The organism is Kocuria sediminis, from assembly GCF_009735315.1.
Taxonomy (GTDB): domain Bacteria; phylum Actinomycetota; class Actinomycetes; order Actinomycetales; family Micrococcaceae; genus Kocuria; species Kocuria turfanensis.
On sequence record NZ_WOGU01000013.1, the window covers coordinates 1 to 18,513 of the forward strand.

The 18,513-nt window shown below is 74.8% G+C and carries 19 protein-coding genes; 7 read left to right on the plus strand and 12 right to left on the minus strand.

Annotated elements, in window-relative coordinates; all coding sequences use genetic code 11:
- The first annotated feature begins 440 nt into the window (after positions 1–440).
- Entirely contained in the window at positions 441–785 is a 345-nt protein-coding gene (locus GMA12_RS14560; RefSeq protein ID WP_156270214.1) for a hypothetical protein, read from the plus strand.
- An 89-nt stretch (positions 786–874) separates the two neighbouring features.
- Here the strand turns inward: GMA12_RS14560 and GMA12_RS14565 are convergent, their stop codons facing one another.
- The gene (locus GMA12_RS14565; protein WP_156270215.1) at positions 875–2,113 is read right to left on the minus strand and encodes an acyl-CoA dehydrogenase family protein; all 1,239 of its coding nucleotides are present in this window, start codon (positions 2,111–2,113) and stop codon (positions 875–877) included.
- A 48-nt stretch (positions 2,114–2,161) separates the two neighbouring features.
- Positions 2,162–4,297, minus strand: a complete 2,136-nt coding sequence (locus tag GMA12_RS14570) for a 3-hydroxyacyl-CoA dehydrogenase NAD-binding domain-containing protein (protein ID WP_156270216.1) — start codon at positions 4,295–4,297, stop codon at positions 2,162–2,164.
- 130 nt (positions 4,298–4,427) lie between these two features.
- On the opposite strand from GMA12_RS14570, the gene GMA12_RS14575 reads away from it, so the two are divergent.
- Positions 4,428–4,973 (plus strand): GNAT family N-acetyltransferase, encoded by a 546-nt coding sequence (locus tag GMA12_RS14575; protein WP_156270217.1) that lies wholly within the window; start codon positions 4,428–4,430, stop codon positions 4,971–4,973.
- 4 nt (positions 4,974–4,977) lie between these two features.
- Here GMA12_RS14575 and GMA12_RS14580 read toward each other — a convergent pair whose 3' ends face one another.
- The 7 genes from GMA12_RS14580 to GMA12_RS14610 all read right to left on the minus strand — a co-directional run bounded on the left by GMA12_RS14580 (position 4,978) and on the right by GMA12_RS14610 (position 9,753).
- Positions 4,978–5,685 (minus strand): TetR/AcrR family transcriptional regulator, encoded by a 708-nt coding sequence (locus tag GMA12_RS14580; RefSeq protein ID WP_156270218.1) that lies wholly within the window; start codon positions 5,683–5,685, stop codon positions 4,978–4,980.
- A gap of 148 nt (positions 5,686–5,833) precedes the next feature.
- On the minus strand, positions 5,834–6,628 hold the full coding sequence (locus tag GMA12_RS14585) for a MerR family transcriptional regulator (RefSeq protein WP_156270219.1): 795 nt from the start codon (positions 6,626–6,628) through the stop codon (positions 5,834–5,836).
- A gap of 69 nt (positions 6,629–6,697) precedes the next feature.
- Complete coding sequence (locus GMA12_RS14590) at positions 6,698–7,570, minus strand: SMP-30/gluconolactonase/LRE family protein (protein ID WP_156270220.1); 873 nt, start codon at positions 7,568–7,570, stop codon at positions 6,698–6,700.
- Position 7,571: 1 nt separating this feature from the next.
- The gene (locus GMA12_RS14595; protein ID WP_156270221.1) at positions 7,572–8,009 is read right to left on the minus strand and encodes an acyl-CoA thioesterase; all 438 of its coding nucleotides are present in this window, start codon (positions 8,007–8,009) and stop codon (positions 7,572–7,574) included.
- A gap of 33 nt (positions 8,010–8,042) precedes the next feature.
- Positions 8,043–8,876, minus strand: coding sequence for a PhzF family phenazine biosynthesis protein (locus tag GMA12_RS14600; RefSeq protein WP_162459904.1), 834 nt, complete (start codon positions 8,874–8,876; stop codon positions 8,043–8,045).
- 4 nt (positions 8,877–8,880) lie between these two features.
- Positions 8,881–9,075: a hypothetical protein gene (locus GMA12_RS14605; protein ID WP_156270222.1), complete on the minus strand. Its 195-nt coding sequence runs from the start codon at positions 9,073–9,075 to the stop codon at positions 8,881–8,883.
- A gap of 60 nt (positions 9,076–9,135) precedes the next feature.
- Positions 9,136–9,753, minus strand: coding sequence for a DNA-3-methyladenine glycosylase I (locus tag GMA12_RS14610; protein WP_206064710.1), 618 nt, complete (start codon positions 9,751–9,753; stop codon positions 9,136–9,138).
- 65 nt (positions 9,754–9,818) lie between these two features.
- Between GMA12_RS14610 and GMA12_RS14615 the strand changes: the two genes are divergently transcribed.
- Entirely contained in the window at positions 9,819–11,069 is a 1,251-nt protein-coding gene (locus tag GMA12_RS14615) for an MFS transporter (protein WP_156270224.1), read from the plus strand.
- A gap of 9 nt (positions 11,070–11,078) precedes the next feature.
- Here the strand turns inward: GMA12_RS14615 and GMA12_RS14620 are convergent, their stop codons facing one another.
- Positions 11,079–11,564, minus strand: coding sequence for a DUF4870 domain-containing protein (locus GMA12_RS14620; protein WP_156270225.1), 486 nt, complete (start codon positions 11,562–11,564; stop codon positions 11,079–11,081).
- A gap of 134 nt (positions 11,565–11,698) precedes the next feature.
- A complete protein-coding gene (locus GMA12_RS14625) occupies positions 11,699–13,174 on the minus strand; it encodes a YhgE/Pip domain-containing protein (protein WP_156270226.1) in 1,476 nt (491 codons plus the stop codon).
- Positions 13,175–13,284: 110 nt separating this feature from the next.
- On the opposite strand from GMA12_RS14625, the gene GMA12_RS14630 reads away from it, so the two are divergent.
- A complete protein-coding gene (locus GMA12_RS14630; protein ID WP_156270227.1) occupies positions 13,285–13,944 on the plus strand; it encodes a TetR/AcrR family transcriptional regulator in 660 nt (219 codons plus the stop codon).
- 89 nt (positions 13,945–14,033) lie between these two features.
- Complete coding sequence (locus GMA12_RS14635; RefSeq protein ID WP_162459905.1) at positions 14,034–14,849, plus strand: lysophospholipid acyltransferase family protein; 816 nt, start codon at positions 14,034–14,036, stop codon at positions 14,847–14,849.
- Positions 14,850–14,866: 17 nt separating this feature from the next.
- Here GMA12_RS14635 and GMA12_RS14640 read toward each other — a convergent pair whose 3' ends face one another.
- The gene (locus GMA12_RS14640; RefSeq protein WP_162459906.1) at positions 14,867–16,063 is read right to left on the minus strand and encodes a PucR family transcriptional regulator; all 1,197 of its coding nucleotides are present in this window, start codon (positions 16,061–16,063) and stop codon (positions 14,867–14,869) included.
- 94 nt (positions 16,064–16,157) lie between these two features.
- Here GMA12_RS14640 and GMA12_RS14645 point away from each other — a divergent pair, with 94 nt between their 5' ends.
- Together GMA12_RS14645 and GMA12_RS14650 are read left to right on the plus strand one after the other, a co-directional pair.
- Positions 16,158–17,210: a ferredoxin reductase gene (locus GMA12_RS14645; protein WP_162459907.1), complete on the plus strand. Its 1,053-nt coding sequence runs from the start codon at positions 16,158–16,160 to the stop codon at positions 17,208–17,210.
- A 67-nt stretch (positions 17,211–17,277) separates the two neighbouring features.
- Positions 17,278–18,393, plus strand: coding sequence for a fatty acid desaturase family protein (locus GMA12_RS14650; RefSeq protein WP_156270228.1), 1,116 nt, complete (start codon positions 17,278–17,280; stop codon positions 18,391–18,393).
- Positions 18,394–18,513: the final 120 nt, after the last annotated feature.

Below are 18,513 nucleotides of genomic sequence, written 5' to 3' on the forward strand. Positions count from 1 at the left end.
CGCCTCCCGGCCCCGGACAACCCGTCCCGGCCGCAGCGACTCAGCTAATTTACCTCCCCGCCCCGCCCCGCGCAACTCCCGCACCCCGCTCAGCAGGACACGACAGCACCAGAACGACATCGGAGAACAACCAGCCACCGGCACAACCAACCACCGGTACAACCGGCCGCCACCACGGGGCCACAACCTCGCCCACCCGCAGCAACTCGGAAGACACTACACCCACCCCCACACACCGTCAAAACACCCGTCACGGGCGCCTGGGCGACCGTGGACACCGTGGCGACGGGCCTGCGGCGGTGCGCCGAGGACCGGCCCCGGGCGGCCCGGGTCGGGGCCGTGCACGCGGTCCGCGAACGTCCATCCCGACCCCCTCGGACCGGGCGGATTCGTGCGTAGGCTGATGACACATCCGTGACCGTCAACCGAAAGGACAGCAGATGAGCACCTCACCGGAAGAACTGCCGGAGACCCCCGACACCTACGAGGGCGCAGCGGAGGTCGACCCCGACAACTGGCGCGACGACCCGCTCATCGAGGGAGCCGACGCGGAGGCGCCGGACGAGCGCGTGGATCCGGCCCACCCCGTGGTCCCGTCCGAGCAGCAGCTGCGGGACGAGACCGCCGAGGCCCGCTTCGAGGCCGGCGACGAGCAGATCCCGCCCGAGGAGCCGGGCATGGGCGAGGCCCTCGACGACCTCGACGTGCCCGAGAACTCGGGTTTCGAGGACGAGATCGACTCGAGCAACGACTCGTTCCACGCCGGCGGCGACCCGCTCTCCTGAGCACCGCCCCGGACACGAGGACGCCCCGGCCGTGACGGCCGGGGCGTCCTCGTGTCCGGGGGACTGTCCGAGGGGTGCGGGCGCGCGGCTCAGGCGAACGCGGAGAGCCCCGTGATGCTGCGCCCGATGATCAGGGCCTGCATCGTCTCGGTGCCCTCGTAGGTGTGCAGGGCCTCGATGTCCGCGAAGTGACGGGCCACGCGGTGCTCGATCAGGATGCCGTTGCCGCCCATGAGGTCGCGGGCGTTCGCCGCGATGGAGCGCGCCGCCCGGGTGGAGGTGTACTTCGCCAGGGACGCCTGCTCGCCCGTGAGCGTCCCGGCCTCCTCCCGCTCGGTCATCCGCGCCACGAGCAGCTGGATCTGCGTGAGCTCGCTGAGCATCCGGGCCAGGCGCTCCTGGACGATCTGGGATGCGGCGAGGGGCCGGCCGAACTGCACGCGCTGGGCGGCGTACTGGACCGCGGTCTCGTAGCAGGCCTGGGCGTGCCCCACGGCGCCCCACGCCACGCTGACCCGTGTGGCGAAGAGCACCGCGGCCGTGTCCTTGAAGGACCGGGCCGCCGGCAGCGCGTTCTCCTCGGGGACGAAGACGTTCTCGAAGCGCAGGTGCGCCTGGTGGATGGCGCGCAGGGCGAGCTTCCCGCGGATCGTCGTGCCGGTGTAGCCCTCGCTCTCCTGCGGGACCACGAAGCCGCGGACCTGGCCGTCCTCGTCGGAGCGGGCCCACACCACGGTGATCCCGCCCATGGACCCGTTGCCGATCCACTTCTTCTCGCCGTTGAGCAGCCAGCCGCCGTCCACCCGGGTGGCGCGGGTCTCCAGGCTCACGGAGTCCGAGCCGTGCGTGGGCTCGGTGAGCGCGAAGGCGCCCAGCAGCTCGCCGGTGGCCATCCGCGGCAGCCAGCGCTGCCGCTGCTCCTCGGACCCGCACATCGCGATCGAGCGCATGGCGAGCCCGCCCTGGACGCCCGAGACGGTGGCGATGGACCCGTCGCCCCGGGAGAGCTCCATGCTGATCAGCCCGGCGGCGGTCTTGGACATCCCGGGGTAGCCGTCGACCGCCACGCCGTCGCGCAGCAGGTCGAGCTCCCCCAGCCGGCGGACGAGGTCCAGGGAGTACTCGGCGCTGTCCCAGTGCCCGGCGATCACCGGCAGCAGGTCCTCCTGGACGAAGGCCCGCGCCCGCATCCAGTGCTCGCGGTCGGCGTCGGAGACGGACTCGAAGGCGCCGGCCGCGTCCGTGCCGAGGGCCTCGTCGAGGACGTAGTCGGGTTCCACGGTGCCGGCGGGGAACAGGTTCTCGCCGGTCTCGGGGGTGGCGGTCATCGGAGCATCCTTCGGTCGGTCGGCGGTCGGGTGGAGGGCGGTGCCCGGTCAGCGCTGGTGGAAGCGGCGGCCGAGGACGCGTTCGGCGGCGCCCGTGCGGTCGAGGTACGGGGTGATCCCGCCCAGGTGGAAGGGATAGTTGGCGCCCAGGATCATGCACAGGTCCACGTCCTCGGGTCCGGCGACGACGCCCTCGGCCAGCATCGCGCCGATCTCCTCGGCCAGGGCGTCCTGGACGCGGGCGAGCAGCTCCTCGGCGGAGGCCGGGACGTGCGCGGCGAGCGCGGGGTGCTCGGCGCGGGTGCGCTCGAGCAGCCGGGCGGCCTCGGCGGCGAGGTAGCCGTCCGCCCCCGTCTCCGGGGCCTGCTCGGTGGGCAGGACGTGGGTGAGCCCCGCCTCGACCACCGCGTCCATCCACGGGGACCGGGCGAAGCGCTCGGGGTAGGCCCGCTGCATGGTGGCCCCGACGTGGTGCAGCACCGCCGGCCCCACGAAGTCGAGCAGCCGCAGCGGCGTCATCGGCAGCCCCAGCGGGTCGGGGGCGTGGTCGGCGGTGGCCACGTCGGCGCCCGCGTCGACCGCGCGCACCACCACGTCGAACATGCGGGTGAGCACGCGGTTGACCACGAAGCCCGGGGCGTCCTGGACCCGCACGGCCGTGCGGCGCAGCGTGGCGGCGAGGTCGAAGGCGGTGGCCAGCGCCACGTCGCCGGTCCGCTCCCCCGCGACGATCTCGAGCAGCGGGGTGACCTCCACGGGGTTGAACACGTGGAAGCCGACGACCCGCTCGGGGTGGCGCAGGTCCTCGGCCATGGCGGTGACGGACAGGGAGCTCGTGTTCGTCGCGAGGATCGTGTCCGGCCGGACGACCTCCTCCCACCGGGCGAAGACGGACTTCTTGACGTCGAGGTCCTCGAAGACGGCCTCGATCACGAGGTCGGCGTCGGCGAGGTCCTCCGGTCCGCTCGCGCCGGTGATCAGGCCGCCGAGCTGCTCGGCCTGCTCCGCCGTGATCCGGCCCTTGGCGGCCTGGGCGGCGAAGCGCTCACGGGTCCGGGCCACGCCGGCGGCGAGCCGCTCGTCGTCGAGGTCGGTCATGACCACGGGGATCCGGGCGCCGGCGGCGATGAGGGAGGCGAGCTGTCCGGCCATCAGCCCGGCGCCGATGACGGCGGCCTTGCGCAGGGGCTTCGGGGCCGCCTCGGGCACGTCGGCGGCCCGCCGGGAGCGGGAGGAGACCAGTTCGAAGGCGTAGAGGGAGGCCTTGGCGACGTCACCGCGGACGAGCTCCGCGAAGGCCGCGACGGCCTTCGCCCCGTTCTCGGTGCGGCTCTCGGTGCGGGCGTCGGCGACGAGGTCGATCGCCACCAGCGGGGCGGGAGCCGCGCCGTGCCACGTGCGCTCGGCGCGGACGCGGGCCTGGTCGACGGCCTGCTGCCATTCCTGGTCCTCCGCCCCGCCCGGTGCGCCGGGACGTCGGCGGGGCTCCCCGGCGTCGATCGCGGCAAGCCGGCCGGCCACCCACTGCTGCCAGGCGGGGTCCCACTGCTCGGTCCCCGGCGCCGCGTCGAGCACGACGTCCACGAGGCCGAACTCGTGCGCCTCCTGCGCCCTCACGTGGCGCCCGCGCATGGAGTCGAACACGATGATGCGCAGGGCCGCGGCCGGGCCGACGAGGTGCGGGAGCAGGTGGACGCCGCCCCAGCCCGGGAAGAAGCCCAGCCGGCACTCCGGCAGGCCCAGCGGGCCGGTGCGCGGGTGGGCCACGCGGTGGTCGGTGTGCAGGGCCAGCTCGAGACCCCCGCCCAGCGCCTGCCCGGTGAGCAGGGAGAAGGTCGGCACCTCCGCGTCGGCCAGGATGCCGAAGGCCTCGTGCCCGAGGCCGACGTAGGAGTCGGAGACGCCGCTGAGCTGCGCGTGCCGGATCTCCTTGAGGTCGGCGCCCGCGCCGAAGGACCGCGCGTTGCCGGTGACCACGATCGCCTCGACGGCCGACTGGTCCACGGAGCGCAGGACGTCCCGCAGCTGCCCCAGGGCCTCGGAGCCCCAGATGATCAGCCCGCCGGGCTGCGTCGAGTCCAGCCGGACGAGGGCGACCGGGAGGTGCCGGCCGGGCAGCACGAGCTGCTCGACGGCGACCGTGACGGTGGAGGGGAAGGACGGGGCGTGCGGGGCGGGTGCCATGGACGGACTCCTGGGACGGGACGTGATCGGCACCACTCTGACTGATACGGAGTATCACGTCAAGGTATTGAGTCTCAGTGTCACCGCCCGACACTGCCTCCGGCATTCCGAGGCATTAGTATCGCTACTGATGATCGATGTGCTGCCTCCAGAGACCGAACGCCTCGTGTTCCGCCGCTTCGACGCCGCGGACCTCGAGCCCATGTACTCGTACCAGCGCCGCGAGGACTACGCGCAGTACGCGTGGCGGGGCCCGCGCACCCGCGAGGAGTGCGAGCGCTCGCTCGCCGAGAACAGCGGTCTGCGCCCCTGGAGCCGGGACGGCGACCACGTCCGCTTCGCCGTCTCCCCGAAGGGCTCGCGGGAGCTCGTGGGCGAGATCGTGCTGACGCTGACGGAGGCGGAGGCCGACCAGGTCGAGATCGGCTGGGTCGTCCACCCCGATCACGCGGGCAAGGGCATCGCCTCCGAGGCCGCGCGCGCCGCCGTCGAGTTCGCCTTCGCCTCGCTGGGCGCCCACCGCGTCTGCGCGAGCCTGGACGCGCTCAACGTGAGCTCCGCCAAGGTCTGCGAGCGCATCGGCATGCGCCTGGAGGCGACGCTGCGCCAGAGCCACCGCCAGCTGGGCGAGTGGCGCGACGAGCTGGTCTACGCGATCCTCGCCGACGAGCTCTGAGCCCTCACCGGAGGGCGTCCCGCACGGAGGCCAGGACCTGTTCCGTGTCCGCCGCCGGGTCCAGCACGGTGACGACGACGGCCGGCCGCGCGCGGGCCGCCGGCTCACCGGCCGGTGCGGCCCCGGGGTGGCCGAACCCGGTGACGAGGGCGCGCGCCAGCCGCTCGGTCTGCGCGGCCAGCTCCGCCGAGGGGTCGGTCTCGGGGGCGCGCAGCCAGCCCCGCAGGTGGGCGTTGTGCACCGCGACCGCTGCCGCGGACAGCGCCGTGGCGAGGATGGCCCGGTCCGGGGTCTCGGGCAGCGCGGAGCGCAGGTAGCGCTGCAGGACCTGCTCGTAGCGGTGCGAGGTGATGAGCTCCCGGTCCCGCAGCTGCGGCACCTGCCGGAGCAGGGCGTTGCGCGCGAGCGCGCGCTCGCGGTGGTCGAGGTGGTGGCGGAAGACGAGCAGCACGCCCTCGCGCAGCGCCACGGCGGGATCCGCGCCGGGGACGGCCCCGGACCGGGCCAGCAGCTGCTCGAGCCGTTCGAGGTTGGCGGCGTGGTCCGCGAAGACGATGTCCTCCTTGGACCCGTACTTGCGGAAGAACGTGGCGCGGCTGATCCCGGCCGCCTGCGCCAGCCGGTCCACGGTCGTGGCCTCCCAGCCCTGTTCGGCGAGCAGGCGGATCGAGCCGGTGACGACGTCCGGGGTCGCCCGGGGGGTCTCGGTCATGGTTCCTCCTCCGCTCGATCGTAGACCGGCGGCCTCCCCCGCCCCGACGTCGTCCTCCTGACCGCCGGGCCTCCGGAGCCGGGACCGGCAGGCCGCCGCGTCCCCGGGGCCGGGCCCCGGGGACGCGGCGGGACGAGCGGCGCGGTCCTCAGCCCGCGGCGCGGTCGGCGTTGGCGTGGATCGCGTCCCGGACGTACTGCGCCAGCCCGGGCGCCAGGTCCTCGTAGGTGCTCGTGAACCGCGGGTCCGCCACGTACATGTCCCCCAGCGCCCGGTGGAACTCCGGCGAGAGGTCGTAGAAGCGGTCGTGGATCTGGCGCCGCGCGGCCTCCGCGGCGTCCATCGCCTCGGCCGAGGTCGCGGGCAGCCCGGCGCGCAGGGCCTCGACGAACCGCTGGTTGATCGCCGCGGTCTCGGCCGCGATCCGCCGCCAGTCCTCCGCGTCGTAGCCGGCGGTGCGGCGGCGGGACTGCTCCCACGCGTCGGTGTCGCCCCAGCGGCGCTCGGCCTCGGCCGCGTACTCGTCGCTGAAGCCCTCCCCGAACAGCTCGCGCCGCTCCTGCGGGGTCAGGTCGATTCCGGTCATCTCCTTCTCCAGTGCTCGGTCGATCGCGGTGACGAGGTCGGCCAGCTCGGCCAGCCTCGACAGGACGGACTCGCGCTGCCGGCGCAGGTGCGCCAGCACGGCCCCGGGCTCCTCCGCGGCCAGCAGCTCCTCGATGCGCTCGAGGGGGAGGCCGAGCCGGCGGTAGACCACGACGTGCCGCAGCCGGAGCAGGTCCTCCTCCGTGTACAGGCGGTAGCCGCCGGCCGAGCGTTCGCTCGGGCGCAGCAGGCCGACGTGGTCGTAGTGGTGGAGCGTGCGGACGGTGACGCCGAAGCGCTCCGCCACCTGGCCCACCGTGAGCCGCTCGCCCGTCGTCACGGGCCGCTGTCCGTCCATGTCCTCCACCCTGGGCCCTCCCGTCGCGTGAGGGTCAAGCCCGTCGGCGCCGCGGGGTGCGCACCGCGCTCAGCCGGTGAACGGGAGGACGGGCAGACCGGGGACGTCCACCCGGACCGAGAACAGGGATCCGGCGGCGGGGTCCTCGCCCGCCTCCAGGTTCTCCCGGGACGTGGTGATGTAGAGGGTGCGCAGGTCCGGTCCGCCCAGGCAGCACGCGGTCGTCTGCCGGGCGCCCACCTCCACGACGACGTCGAGCTCGCCCTCGGCGGTGTAGCGGTGGACCTGGCCGGCGCCGTGCAGCGCCACCCAGACCGCTCCCGCGGAGTCGACGGTCAGCCCGTCGGGGTGCACGTCCTGCCCCTCCTCCAGCTGCGGCACCACGAAGGTCCGCCGGCGGTGCAGCCCCTGCTCGGGCGACCAGTCGAGCACGTCGACCTTCCCGGTGGGCGTGTCGTTGTAGTAGGCGCGCGTGCCGTCCGGGGACCAGGCGATGCCGTTGGAGACCGTGACGCCCTCCAGGACGGGCTCCCACCGGAGGTCGGGGTGCACCCGGTAGAGGGTGGCAGCGCCCTCGGCCTGGTCGTAGGCCATGGAGCCGGCGTAGAAGCACCCGTCGGGGCCCGCGCCGCCCTCGTTCATCCGCACGGCGCCGGGCTGCCAGAACAGCTCGGGCGGGTGAACGGTGCCGTCCGGGTCCTCGAGCGCGACCCCCGTCTCGACCGCCAGGACCGCGCCGCCGGTGGCGCGCGGTCGCACGCAGGCCACCACGTCCCCGACGTGCCGGCGCAGGACCTCCCCGTCCTCGCCGAAGGACAGGACGTCCCCGGCGAGCATGTCCACCCAGCGCAGCCCGCCCCACCGGTCGGACCAGCACGGGCCCTCCCCGTGGTAGGTCACGGAGTCGGTGATCCGCTCGGCGCTGAGCCGCTGCACCGCCATCTCAGAGACTCCTCTCGCCCACCGTGGGCAGCGCCGTGGTGGGGATCCGGTCCCGGTCGTAGGTGATCTCGGTGTAGCCGTGCGGCGCGGGCCGGCCCTGCCGGTCCAGGTTGACGAAGACGATCTTGTCGATGCTGAGGATCAGGTCCCGGGTGATCATGTTGCGCACCTGGGCGCGCATGGTCAGGGAGGTGCGGCCGAACTCGGTGGCCGTCAGGCCCATCTCGATGATGTCCCCCTGCTCGGCCGAGCTGACGAAGTTGATCTCCGACATGTACTTGGTCACCGCGCGCTGGTTGCCGAGCTGGACGATCGCGTAGATCGCCGCCTCCTCGTCGATCCAGCGGAGCAGGCTCCCGCCGAACAGGGTGCCGTTGGCGTTGAGGTCCTCCGGCTTGACCCACTTGCGGGTGCGGAAGGTGATGTCCTGGGTGCTCATGGCCCCACGATACTGAGCGGGCGCGCGGCCGGCCTACAGCTCCACCGTGCCGCGCACCACCGGGCTGACGTGGCCGCCGATCCAGATCGTGTCGGCCTCCCGCCGGGCGAGCACCCGGCCCGTGCGCCCGAGCACGGTGCCCTGGGCGGCGACGTAGGCCTCCGGGGCCCAGCCGTTGTCGGTGAGCCAGCGGGCCAGGCCCGCGTTGAGGCTGCCGGTGACCGGGTCCTCCACCACCCAGTCCCCCACGAACGCGCGCACCTCGACGTCGCACTCCCCGCCCGCCGGGTGCGCCCCGACCACCCCGAGCTTGAGCCCGGCCATGGCGGACCAGTCGGCCCGCAGCCCCAGCACGGTCGCGGCGTCGGCGACGCGCACCCCGATCCAGCCGGGGCCGTTGTCCAGCCAGGAGACGTCGAGCAGGGCCGAGGGATCCAGGCGCAGGCAGCGTGCCACCCGGTCCAGGAGCTCCGGCTCCGCCACCGGCTCGTAGCGCAGCAGGGGCGGCGCGGCGAAGGACAGCTCGTCCCCGCGGCGCCGGACGGGCACCAGGCCCACCTCGCACTCCTGCACGACCTCCTCACCGGCAGGCCGGCCGCCGAGGGCGAGCCAGGCGGCCGCGGTCCCCAGCGTGGGGTGCCCGGCGAACGGCAGCTCGCCGCCGGGGGTGAAGATCCGCACCCGGTAGTCGGCCTCCGGAACGGTCGGCTCGAGCAGGTAGGTCGTCTCGGACAGGTTCGTCCAGCGGGCGAAGCGCGCCATCGTGTCCTCGTCCAGGGCGTCGGCCCCGTGCACGACGGCGAGGGCGTTGCCGCCCAGGGGCGTGGGCGAGAAGACGTCCACCCAGCTGATCGCGTGGCTCGTCACGGTCTCAGAGCACCGGCCCGCGTCGGTGCGCCCGGGCCGCGGGGCGCCGCGCCGGGCGCTCGCCGCGAGCGGCCACGGCACCGCGGGCCGCGGCGCGGTCCCGGCGCAGCCGCTGCACCACCATGCCGACCAGGACGGAGCCGACGGTGCTCAGGATCAGGGGCAGCACCGCACTGGGCTGCCGGCTGTTGTCGTACATGGTCTCTGGCCTCCTGCCGGGAGGCGGCGCGCGGCGCCGCCGGGATCGGTGCTGACGATCCTACGCACGCCCGTCCGGCTCCGGCCACACCCCGGAGCTGCCGCGCCGGTGGCTGCCCACCAGGTGGGTGTCCACGATCCCGACGGCCTCCATCAGCGCGTACATCGTGGTCGGCCCCACGAAGCGGAAGCCCCGGGCCCGCAGCGCCCGGGAGAGGTCCTCGGACTCGGCGGAGCGGGTGGGCACCTCGGCGGCCGTGCGCGGGCGCGGGGTGGCCGCGGGACGGAAGGACCACACGAGCCCGGGCAGTCCGCCCTCGGCGCGCAGGGCCACGGTGGCCCGGGCGTTGCCCACGGCGGCCTCGATCTTGCCGCGGTGGCGCACGATGCCGGCGTCGGCCAGGAGCCGGTCGACGTCGGAGTCGCCAAAGCCGGCCACGACGTCCGGGTCGAAGTCCGCGAAGGCGGCGCGGAACGCCGGGCGCTTGCGCAGGATGGTGGCCCAGGACAGCCCGGCCTGGAACCCTTCGAGGCAGATCCGCTCGTAGAGGCCCCGCTCGTCGCGCACCGGCATGCCCCACTCCGTGTCGTAGTACGCCTGCAGCAGCGGGTCCGTCGCGGCCCAGACCGGGCGGGTCAGGCCGTCGGCGCCGAGGACGAGGTCAGGTCGAGGGTCCATGCCCTGCATGGAAGCACACCGCCGGCTCGTTCCGCACCTGCGACCCTTACCCCCAGGGGTATAGGATGGCGGCCATGCACCCGACGGACACGACGGCGCAGCGCCGCGCCCTGCAGCGGAGGGTCGTGCGCGTCCTCGCCCTCGGCCAGGTCCTGGGCGGGGTGGGGGTGGGCGCGACCCTGGCCCTGGGCGCCCTGCTCGTGACGGAGGTGTCCGGCTCCCCGGCGTGGTCCGGGATGGCCGCGACCATGAACACCCTCGGCGCGGCGCTGCTCGCCGTGCCGCTGGCCCGGCTGGCCCGGGCGCGCGGGCGCCGGATCTCCCTGAGCACCGGCGCGGTCACCGCGATGGCCGGGGCGGGCGTCACGATCGGCGCCGCCGTCCTCACCAGCTTCCCCGTCCTGCTGCTGGGCCTGGCCCTGCTGGGCGCCGGGTCGGCCCTGAACCTGCAGTCCCGCTTCGCGGCGACCGACCTCGCCGCCGACGACACCCGCGCCCGGGACCTGTCCCTCGTCGTGTGGTCCACCACGATCGGCGCGGTGCTGGGCCCCAACCTCTTCGTGCCGGGCGAGCTCCTCGGCCGGGCCCTGGGGCTGCCGGAGCTCACCGGCGGGTTCGTCATCGCGCTAGCGGCCCAGGCCGCGGGCGCGCTCGTGTACCTCACCGCGCTGCGCCCCGACCCCCTGCTGCTGGCCGTGGCCGAGGGCGAGGCCGCAGGGACGGGCAGGCCCTCGCCCGCCGGCGGGCTCGCCGTGCTGCGCTCCTCCGCGCCCGCCCGCCGCGCGGTGCTCACCGTGGCGCTGAGCCACGCGGTCATGGTCGCGCTGATGTCCATGACGCCCGTGCACCTGACCGGCCACGGCGCGTCGCTGGGCCTCGTGGGCCTGACCATCAGCCTGCACGTGGCCGGGATGTACGCCCTGGCCCCCGTCTTCGGCTGGCTCGCGGACCGGGTCGGCCGGCGCCCGGTGGTCCTGCTGGGCCAGAGCGCGTTCACGGCCTCGCTCGTGCTGGCCTGGCTGGCCGCGGCCGCCCCGGCGCTCGTGGCGGTCAGCCTGGTGCTGCTGGGGCTCGGCTGGTCGGCCTCCACCGTGGCCGGCTCGGCGCTCGTGACGGAGGCCGTCCCGCCGGCCGAGCGGCCGCAGCTGCAGGGCGTCTCGGACCTGTTCATGAACCTCGCCGGGGCGGCCGGCGGCGCGCTGGCCGGACCCGTGCTGGCCCTCGTCGGCTTCGACGGGCTCAGCGCGGCGCTGCTGGTCCTCGTGGCGGTCGTGGTGCTCCTGCACCGGGGCCGGCAGCCGGCCCCGGTGGCCTGAGCACCCGGCTCAGCGCAGCACCGGCAGCTGCAGCGGGTAGCGGTAGACCTCGCCCTTGTTGGCCTTGAGCACGGCCAGGACGTGGCAGACCACGAGCAGCACCCCGGCGACGAGCCACAGCACGATCGCCACCGGGAAGAGGATCACCGTGAACAGGCAGACCCAGGCGGCCGCGTTGAGCAGCCACATCGACAGGTTGAAGTTGAAGGAGCCGGCCGCGGTGGCCCGCAGGAACGCGTTGCGGTCCTTGTGGACGAGCCACACCACGAGCGGGCCCACGAAGCCGAGCCAGCCGACGGAGATCAGCGCGCCGACCAGGCCGGAGAGGTGGGTGAGGATCGCGATCGTGCGGTCGTCGCCCTGCGCCCGGTACTGCGGCGCCGGCCCGCCGGCCCCGTAGCCAGGTCCCTGGCCGTAGCCGGGCCCGGTGCCGTGGCCGGACGGGCCGGGGCCGCCCTCGCCCGGGCGGGGGGCGGACGGAGGAAGGTAGGACATCGCGTGCTCCTGGTCGGTGCGGTGGGATGCGGTGCTGCCAGCGTAGACCGCCGTCCCCGGGGGCGGTATGGGGGTTGACCGCAGTCCTGCGGGGCACCACGACCGACCACCACGCCCGGGCGCCGGACGGGCGGTCAGCGCGCCGCGCCGCGGCGCCCCGCGCGGCGGTCGTAGACCGCCCCCACGGCCAGGGCCAGGGCGACGGAGCCCAGCAGGAGCGCCCCCAGGGCCGGCGGGCCGGTCCGCAGGCCGGCGTCCGGGACGGCGTCGAAGTAGAGCACCGCGCGCACGCTCGTGGCCATGTGGTGCAGCGGCTCCGCCGCGGCGATCGCCCGGAAGAACTCCGGCAGCGCCTCCAGCGGGACCACGGCCCCGGCGGACGGCAGGCCCATGAGCACGAGGTAGACCATGGCCAGCACCAGCCCCGCGCTGCCGAGCACGGTGACGAGGGCGAGGGTCACGGCGGAGACGGTGGCGATCGACAGCCAGCTCAGCAGGAAGAGGAGGAACCCGTGCGGCAGGGGCACCCCGAGCCCGGCGCACACCGCCATCATCGAGCCCGCGGCGGGGGCGCCGGCCACCACGACCACGCCCCACTTCATGAGGAAGGTCGCCCGCCGGGACGGCCGCGCCCGCAGCCGCTGGCGGAAGACCGGACCGAGCTCCAGGGGCGCCACCCCGAGCCGCCCGTCGATCAGGATGCTCGCCCCGATCGATCCGCTCAGCCCCAGCACGAGGAGCAGCACGGCGTAGTAGAACGCCCCCATGCCCAGGGCCGTGCCGTCCTCCGGCTCGTGGAAGGCCTCGACGACCACGTCGACCGGGTCCGCGAGCACCGCGGCGGAGGCGGAGCTGACCTGCGGGGCGAGCTCCGCGGCGAGGCTGCCGGGCGTGCCCTCCTGGGCGACGGCGACCTGCCGGGCGAAGGCCTGCGCGCCGGGCCCGGCCTGGGCGGCGGCCGCGGCGAGCTCCCGCGACTGCTCCGCCTGGGCGTCCGCGAGCCGGCGCTCGACCGCCGCGGACGCCTGCTCCTCGGCCTCCTCGGCCGCCGCGGCGAGCTGCTCGCCGAGGCGCACGCTCACCTCCTGCAGGGCCGGCTCCACCGCTCCGGCGGCCAGCCGGGTGCCCAGCGTCCCCGCCTGGGGGTCGGTGAGGACCGTGATCCGCGGCCGGTGGGAGTCCTCGCTCGTCAGGGCGCCCTGCACCAGCCCGGTCGCGTCGGCCGAGAAGGTCTCGGGGACCACCACGGCGGCGTAGACGCGGCCGGAGTCCAGCTGCTGCTGGGCCGTGTCCCAGTCGAGGACCCGCAGGTCGAGCTCGTCCGACCCCTCGGCCCCGTCCACGAAGCCATCGACGACCTCACGGCCCAGGTTCCGGTGCTCACCCCCGGCGGTGTCCACCCCGGCGTCCCGGTTGACGAGCGCCACCGGGAAGTCCCGGAGATGGGCCGTGGGGTCGGAGAGCCCGCCCATGTACAGGGCCGTCCCCGCGACGGCCAGGGCCAGGACGGTGAGCAGCGGCGCGGCCCAGAAGCTGACGGAGCGCCAGGGCGGGCGCTCCCGGGGCTCCGCCAGGTGCCGGGGAGCGGACGGGGCGGGGACGGTGGGCATGGGCACGGCCTTCCAGCAAAGATTGGATACACTGATGTATCGAACAAGACGACCGCCAGGATACACCTCTGTATCGAGTGCCCGGTGCGAGCCGGGGAAGGAGCCACCCCATGAGCACCGGACCGGGCCGGGACGAGGGCGCGAAGCGCTCCCGGACGGCCACCCGCCGGCGCCTGCTCGAGACCGCCGCCGGCGTCTTCGCCGAGCGGGGCATCGAGGGCGCCAGCGTCGGGGAGCTGTGCGCGGCGGCGGGCTTCAGCCGCGGCGCGTTCTACAGCAACTTCGACTCCAAGACCGACCTGGCCCTGGCCATGTACGAGGACCACGTGGAGCAGCTGGTGTCCCGGCTCGGCGAGCAGCTGGAGCGCTGGCTCACCGCGGGCGCCTCCGCGGAGGAGGTGGTCGTGCGGATCCTCGAGGGCCTGTCCGACCACACCTCGGACACCACCTGGCACACCGTGCGGCTCGAGCTGCTGCTGACCGCCCGGCGCTCGCCCGCGGTCCGGGAGGTGCTGGCCGGACACCGCGACGCCCTGGTGGACGCCGTCGTCGACGCGCTCACCCGGGTGGCGCGGCGGCAGCGGCTGCGGTTCACCGTCGAGGTCGCCGACCTCGCCCGGATGCTGCTGGCCACCTACGACGGCGCGCTCAACGCCCGGCTCGCGGACGGCCCCGAGGGCGCGGCCGAGCACGATGTGGCCCCGGCGATCTGGCTCGCCTTCACGCGCCCGGAGGAGGCGGACGGCACGCCGCCGGCGGGCCGCCGCTGAGCGGAGGCGCCCGGGCGGGCCGCGCGGGCTTACGATGTCCCGCAGACCGTTCCCGGCCCGCCCGCGGGCCTCGTCCCCGAGGAGGGACCGTGGCCCTGCAGCTGCGCCCCAACAAGTACGCCTACCGGGCCATCGTGCTCGCCGGGCTCGCCGCGGTGCGGCTCTTCCGCGTGCCGCTGCTCGCCTCGGGCGAGGAGCACCTGCCGGACGACCAGGTGGTGCACGGACTGGACCGCGAGGTCCGGCCCGGCCGGGGCGCCGTCGTGGCGGTGACCCACTTCGGCTACCTCGACTTCGTGTTCGCGCAGCTGGTGATCTGGCGCCGGCTGCGGGCCCACTCGCGGTTCCTCATCACGCGCAAGCACACCGGCAGCACCTTCGTGACCGCGGTGTGCCGGCTGTGCGACCACGTCGTCGTCGACCGCGCCAACGGCGCCCCCGCCTACGCGGAGGCCCTGGCGAAGCTGCGGCGCGGGGAGTTCCTCGCCGTGTTCCCCGAGGGCGGGGTCAGCCGCAGCTGGACCGTGCGGCCCCTGCGCACCGGCGCCGCCCGGATGGCCGCGGAGACCGGCGCCCCCGTCATCCCCGTGGCCGTGTGGGGCGGGCACCGGATGCTCACCCGCGGACGGGGCGGGATCCGGCTGCGCGACGTCTGGCGGACCCCCGTGCGCGTGCACGTCGGCCCGCTCCTGCGCGTCGCCGCCGACGAGGACGTCCGCGCCGCGAGCGCGCGGCTGCGGGAGGCGCTGCAGGAAGGGATCGACCGGTGCATCGACAGCTACCCGGTCACCCCCGCACCCGGCGCGTGGTGGATGCCGGCGCACCGGGGCGGCGGCGCCATCACCGTGGCCGAGCAGGCCGCGCACGACGACCGCGAACGGGAGTCCTACAAGCGCACCGGCTGAGTCCGGCGGGACCGGGCTCAGCGGAACCCGGCGCGCAGGACGAGCTCGAGCTCGAAGCGGGTCTGCGGGTCGTTGAGGACCTCCCCGAAGACCTCCCGCAGCTGGTTCACCCGGTAGCCCACCGTCTGCTCGTGGATCCCCAGCTCCGCCGCCATGGCCGCGCGCTGCCCCTGGTGGGCGAGCCAGGACAGGAGGGTGGCGCCGAGCCGCTCCCGCTGCCCCGGGCGCAGCTCGTCCAGCGGGGCCAGCCGCTGGGCGGCGAGGTCCTCGACCACGGAGCGCTCGCCGTGCAGCACGAGCTGCACGAGGTGCTCCGAGACCCACACCGGCCCCTCCCCGGCCGGCGCCTCCCGCCGCATCAGGTCGCGGGTCAGCGCCGCCAGCCGCAGGGAGTCGGCGGCCGCGTACCAGGGCCGGCCCGGGCCGATCACGGCGCTGCGCCCCGTGAGCGCCCGCTCCAGGTCCTGGCGCCCGGACGGGGAGGACGGCTCCGGCACCACGGCCACCACGTCGCCGGGGCGCGAGGTGAGCAGCGCCCGCTCCCCGAGCCGGGAGCGCAGGCCCACCCGGCGGTCGGCGGCCAGCGTCACCACGACCACGCGCTCCGGCACCGGCCAGCCGGCGGCCGCCGCGGCGCTGCGCACGGAGTCCTCCACCACGTGGCCGCGGACCAGCATGTCCGCGAGGGCGTCCAGCAGCCGGTCCCGCTCCCCCGCGCGCTCGGACTGCTCCAGGGCGTACCCCTCCGCGCTGGCCGCGGAGAGCTCCTCGATGTAGGCGAAGACCGACTCGGCCAGCCCGATCAGCACGGAGGCCTCGAACCCGGCGTCCATGGCCACCCGGGACAGGGAGCGCAGCGTGGTGCGGGCCCCGGAGCGGTAGGCGGCGAACAGGGCGTCCATGGGGCGCCCCTCCCGCACCTCGCCGCGGCCGAGCCCCTCGTACACCCTCCGGTCCTCCTGCTGCAGCGCCGGCCGGACGGTCCCGGGCAGGTGCAGGAAGCGGGTCAGGGCCACCTCGACCCCCTGCCGGATGCTGTCCCCGAACAGGCCCTCCAGCGGCCGGGCGTAGACCGGGACGTCGTGGCGCACGGCGGCCAGCAGCTCCTCCGTGACCGCGGGCAGGTGGGGCACCAGCAGTGGGGTGAGGGCCGGGGGCAGGGACGTCCAGGGCAGCTCCCGGTCCGTCCGGCCCGGCTGTTCCGGTGCAGCCACCGGCGCCCCCTTTCATTTCGACGACACAGTTTCTCTGCCGAAAGAGTACGTGACGGAACGAGAATCAGCACCGGATTTGCGGCACAGTGATTAGGTGCCCTCCATACGACTGCTCTCCCGCCTCGCCTCGGCCTTCACGACCCCGCGCTCCCCGGAGGACTTCCTCCGGCTCGTCGACCCCCTCGCCAGTGCCCGCCAGCTCCGCGGCCTGGTGACCTCCGTGGTGCCCGAGACCGCGGACTCGGTGACGATCCGGTTCCGTCCCGGCAAGGGCTGGAACGCCCACGAGGCCGGCCAGTGGGCGCGCATCGGCGTGGAGATCGACGGGGTGCGGCACTGGCGCTCCTACTCGCTCAGCACCGGCGCCGGGCAGGACCCGGCCATCACCGTGACCGCGATGGGCAAGGTCTCCACCGCCCTGGTACGGGGGACCCGCCGCGGCGACGTCCTCTTCCTCGCCCCGCCGGAGGGCGACTTCGTGCTCCCCGAGCGCCCCCGCCCGCTGCTCATGCTCACCGCGGGCAGCGGCCTCACCCCGGTCATGTCCATGATCCGCACCCTGGTGCCCCGCCGGGCGGACGCCGACCTCGTGCTCGTGCACTCCTCCCGCTCGCCCGAGGAGTCCCTCTTCCGCGAGGAGCTGCTGGAGCTGGCCGACCAGTTCCCGGGCTTCCGCCTCGTCCAGTGGTTCACCGGGGAGCGCGGCCGCCGGCTGGACCTCGCCGGCGCCGGCGACCTCGACGCCGCCTGCCCCGACTGGCGGGACCGCGCCGCCTACGCGTGCGGGCCCGCGGACTTCCTCGACGCCGCCGAGGCCCTGTGGCAGCGGGAGGAGGGCGAGCTGCGGGTCGAGCGCTTCGCCGCCGTCGTCGCCCCCGGCTCCGGCGGGGAGGGCGGCCGCGTGACCTTCGAGAAGTCCGACACCGAGGTCGAGGCCGACAGCGCCACGACCCTCCTCGCCGCCGGCGAGGACGCCGGCCTCATGATGCGCAGCGGCTGCCGCATGGGCATCTGCCACGCCTGCGTGACCCCCCTGCTGTCCGGGCAGGTCCGGGACACCCGCACCGGGGAGGTGCACGGGGAGCCCGGGCACCTCGTCCAGACCTGCGTGTCCACGGCCGCCGGCCCCGTCAGCCTCGACGCCTGAGCACCGCCCCCTGAATGTCCTTCCCCCGATCCGCTTCCCCTGATCCCGTTCCCGAAGGAGCGACACCATGACCATCGTCACCCCCCTCCTGCTCGACCAGGGCCGGCCCGCCGGACGGGCCAAGCCCTCCGCCGCCGCCCACCTCTCCGACGCGCAGATCGAGGAGCTGGGCCGGGAGCTCGACGCCCTGCGCGAGTCCGTGATCGCCACCCGCGGCGCCCGCGACGCCGCCTACATCCGCCGGGTGATCGCCACCCAGCGCTCCCTCGAGCTGGCCGGGCGGGCCGCGCTGCTGTTCGCCAAGCACAAACCCGCCTGGCTCGCGGGCACCGGCATGCTGACCCTCGCCAAGATCCTCGAGAACATGGAGATCGGCCACAACGTCCTGCACGGGCAGTGGGACTGGATGCGCGATCCCGACATCCACTCCACCACCTGGGAGTGGGACTTCGTGACCCCGGCCGAGGCGTGGCAGCACACCCACAACGACCTCCACCACACCTGGACCAACGTGGTCGGCAAGGACCGGGACGTCGGGTACACCATCCTGCGCATGGACGAGGACCAGCCCTGGACGCCGCGCAACCTGGGCAACCCGCTCTACAACGCGCTGCTCGCCCCGGTCTTCGAGTGGGGCATCGCGATCTACGACCTGGAGCTGGACGAGGTCCGGGAGGGCCGCAAGCCGGTCGCCGAGCTGAAGCGCGGGCTCAAGGCCCTCGGGGCGAAGTTCGTGAAGCAGGCCGCCAAGGACTACGCGGCCACGCCCGCCGCCGCGGCCGTGACCGGCTCCGCGAAGCAGGCGCTGACCGCGACGCTGACCGCCAACGCCGCGCGCAACATCTGGGCGCACGCGGTGATCTTCTGCGGCCACTTCCCGGCCGGGGCGGACACCTTCACCGAGGAGCAGATCGAGGGCGAGACCCGCGGGGACTGGTACGTGCGGCAGATGATCGGCTCGGCCAACATCTCGGGCTCGCGGCTGATGCACCTGATGACCGGCAACCTGTCCTTCCAGATCGAGCACCACCTGTTCCCGGACCTGCCCTCGAACCGCTACGCCGAGGTCGCGGTGAAGGTGCGCGAGATCTGCGAGCGCTACGAGCTGCCCTACACCACGGGCCCCCTGCCCAAGCAGGTGGCCTCGGCGTGGGCGAAGGTGTTCCGCCTGGCGCTGCCCTGACCCGTTCGCCCGGCCCGCTTCCCGCGGCGCCGCCGGACACGGCCGCACCCTACCCGGGTGCGGCCGTTCCCGTGCCCGCCGGCGGCCCGGCCGGCGCCCAGGGCCCTGTCGGGCGGCGTT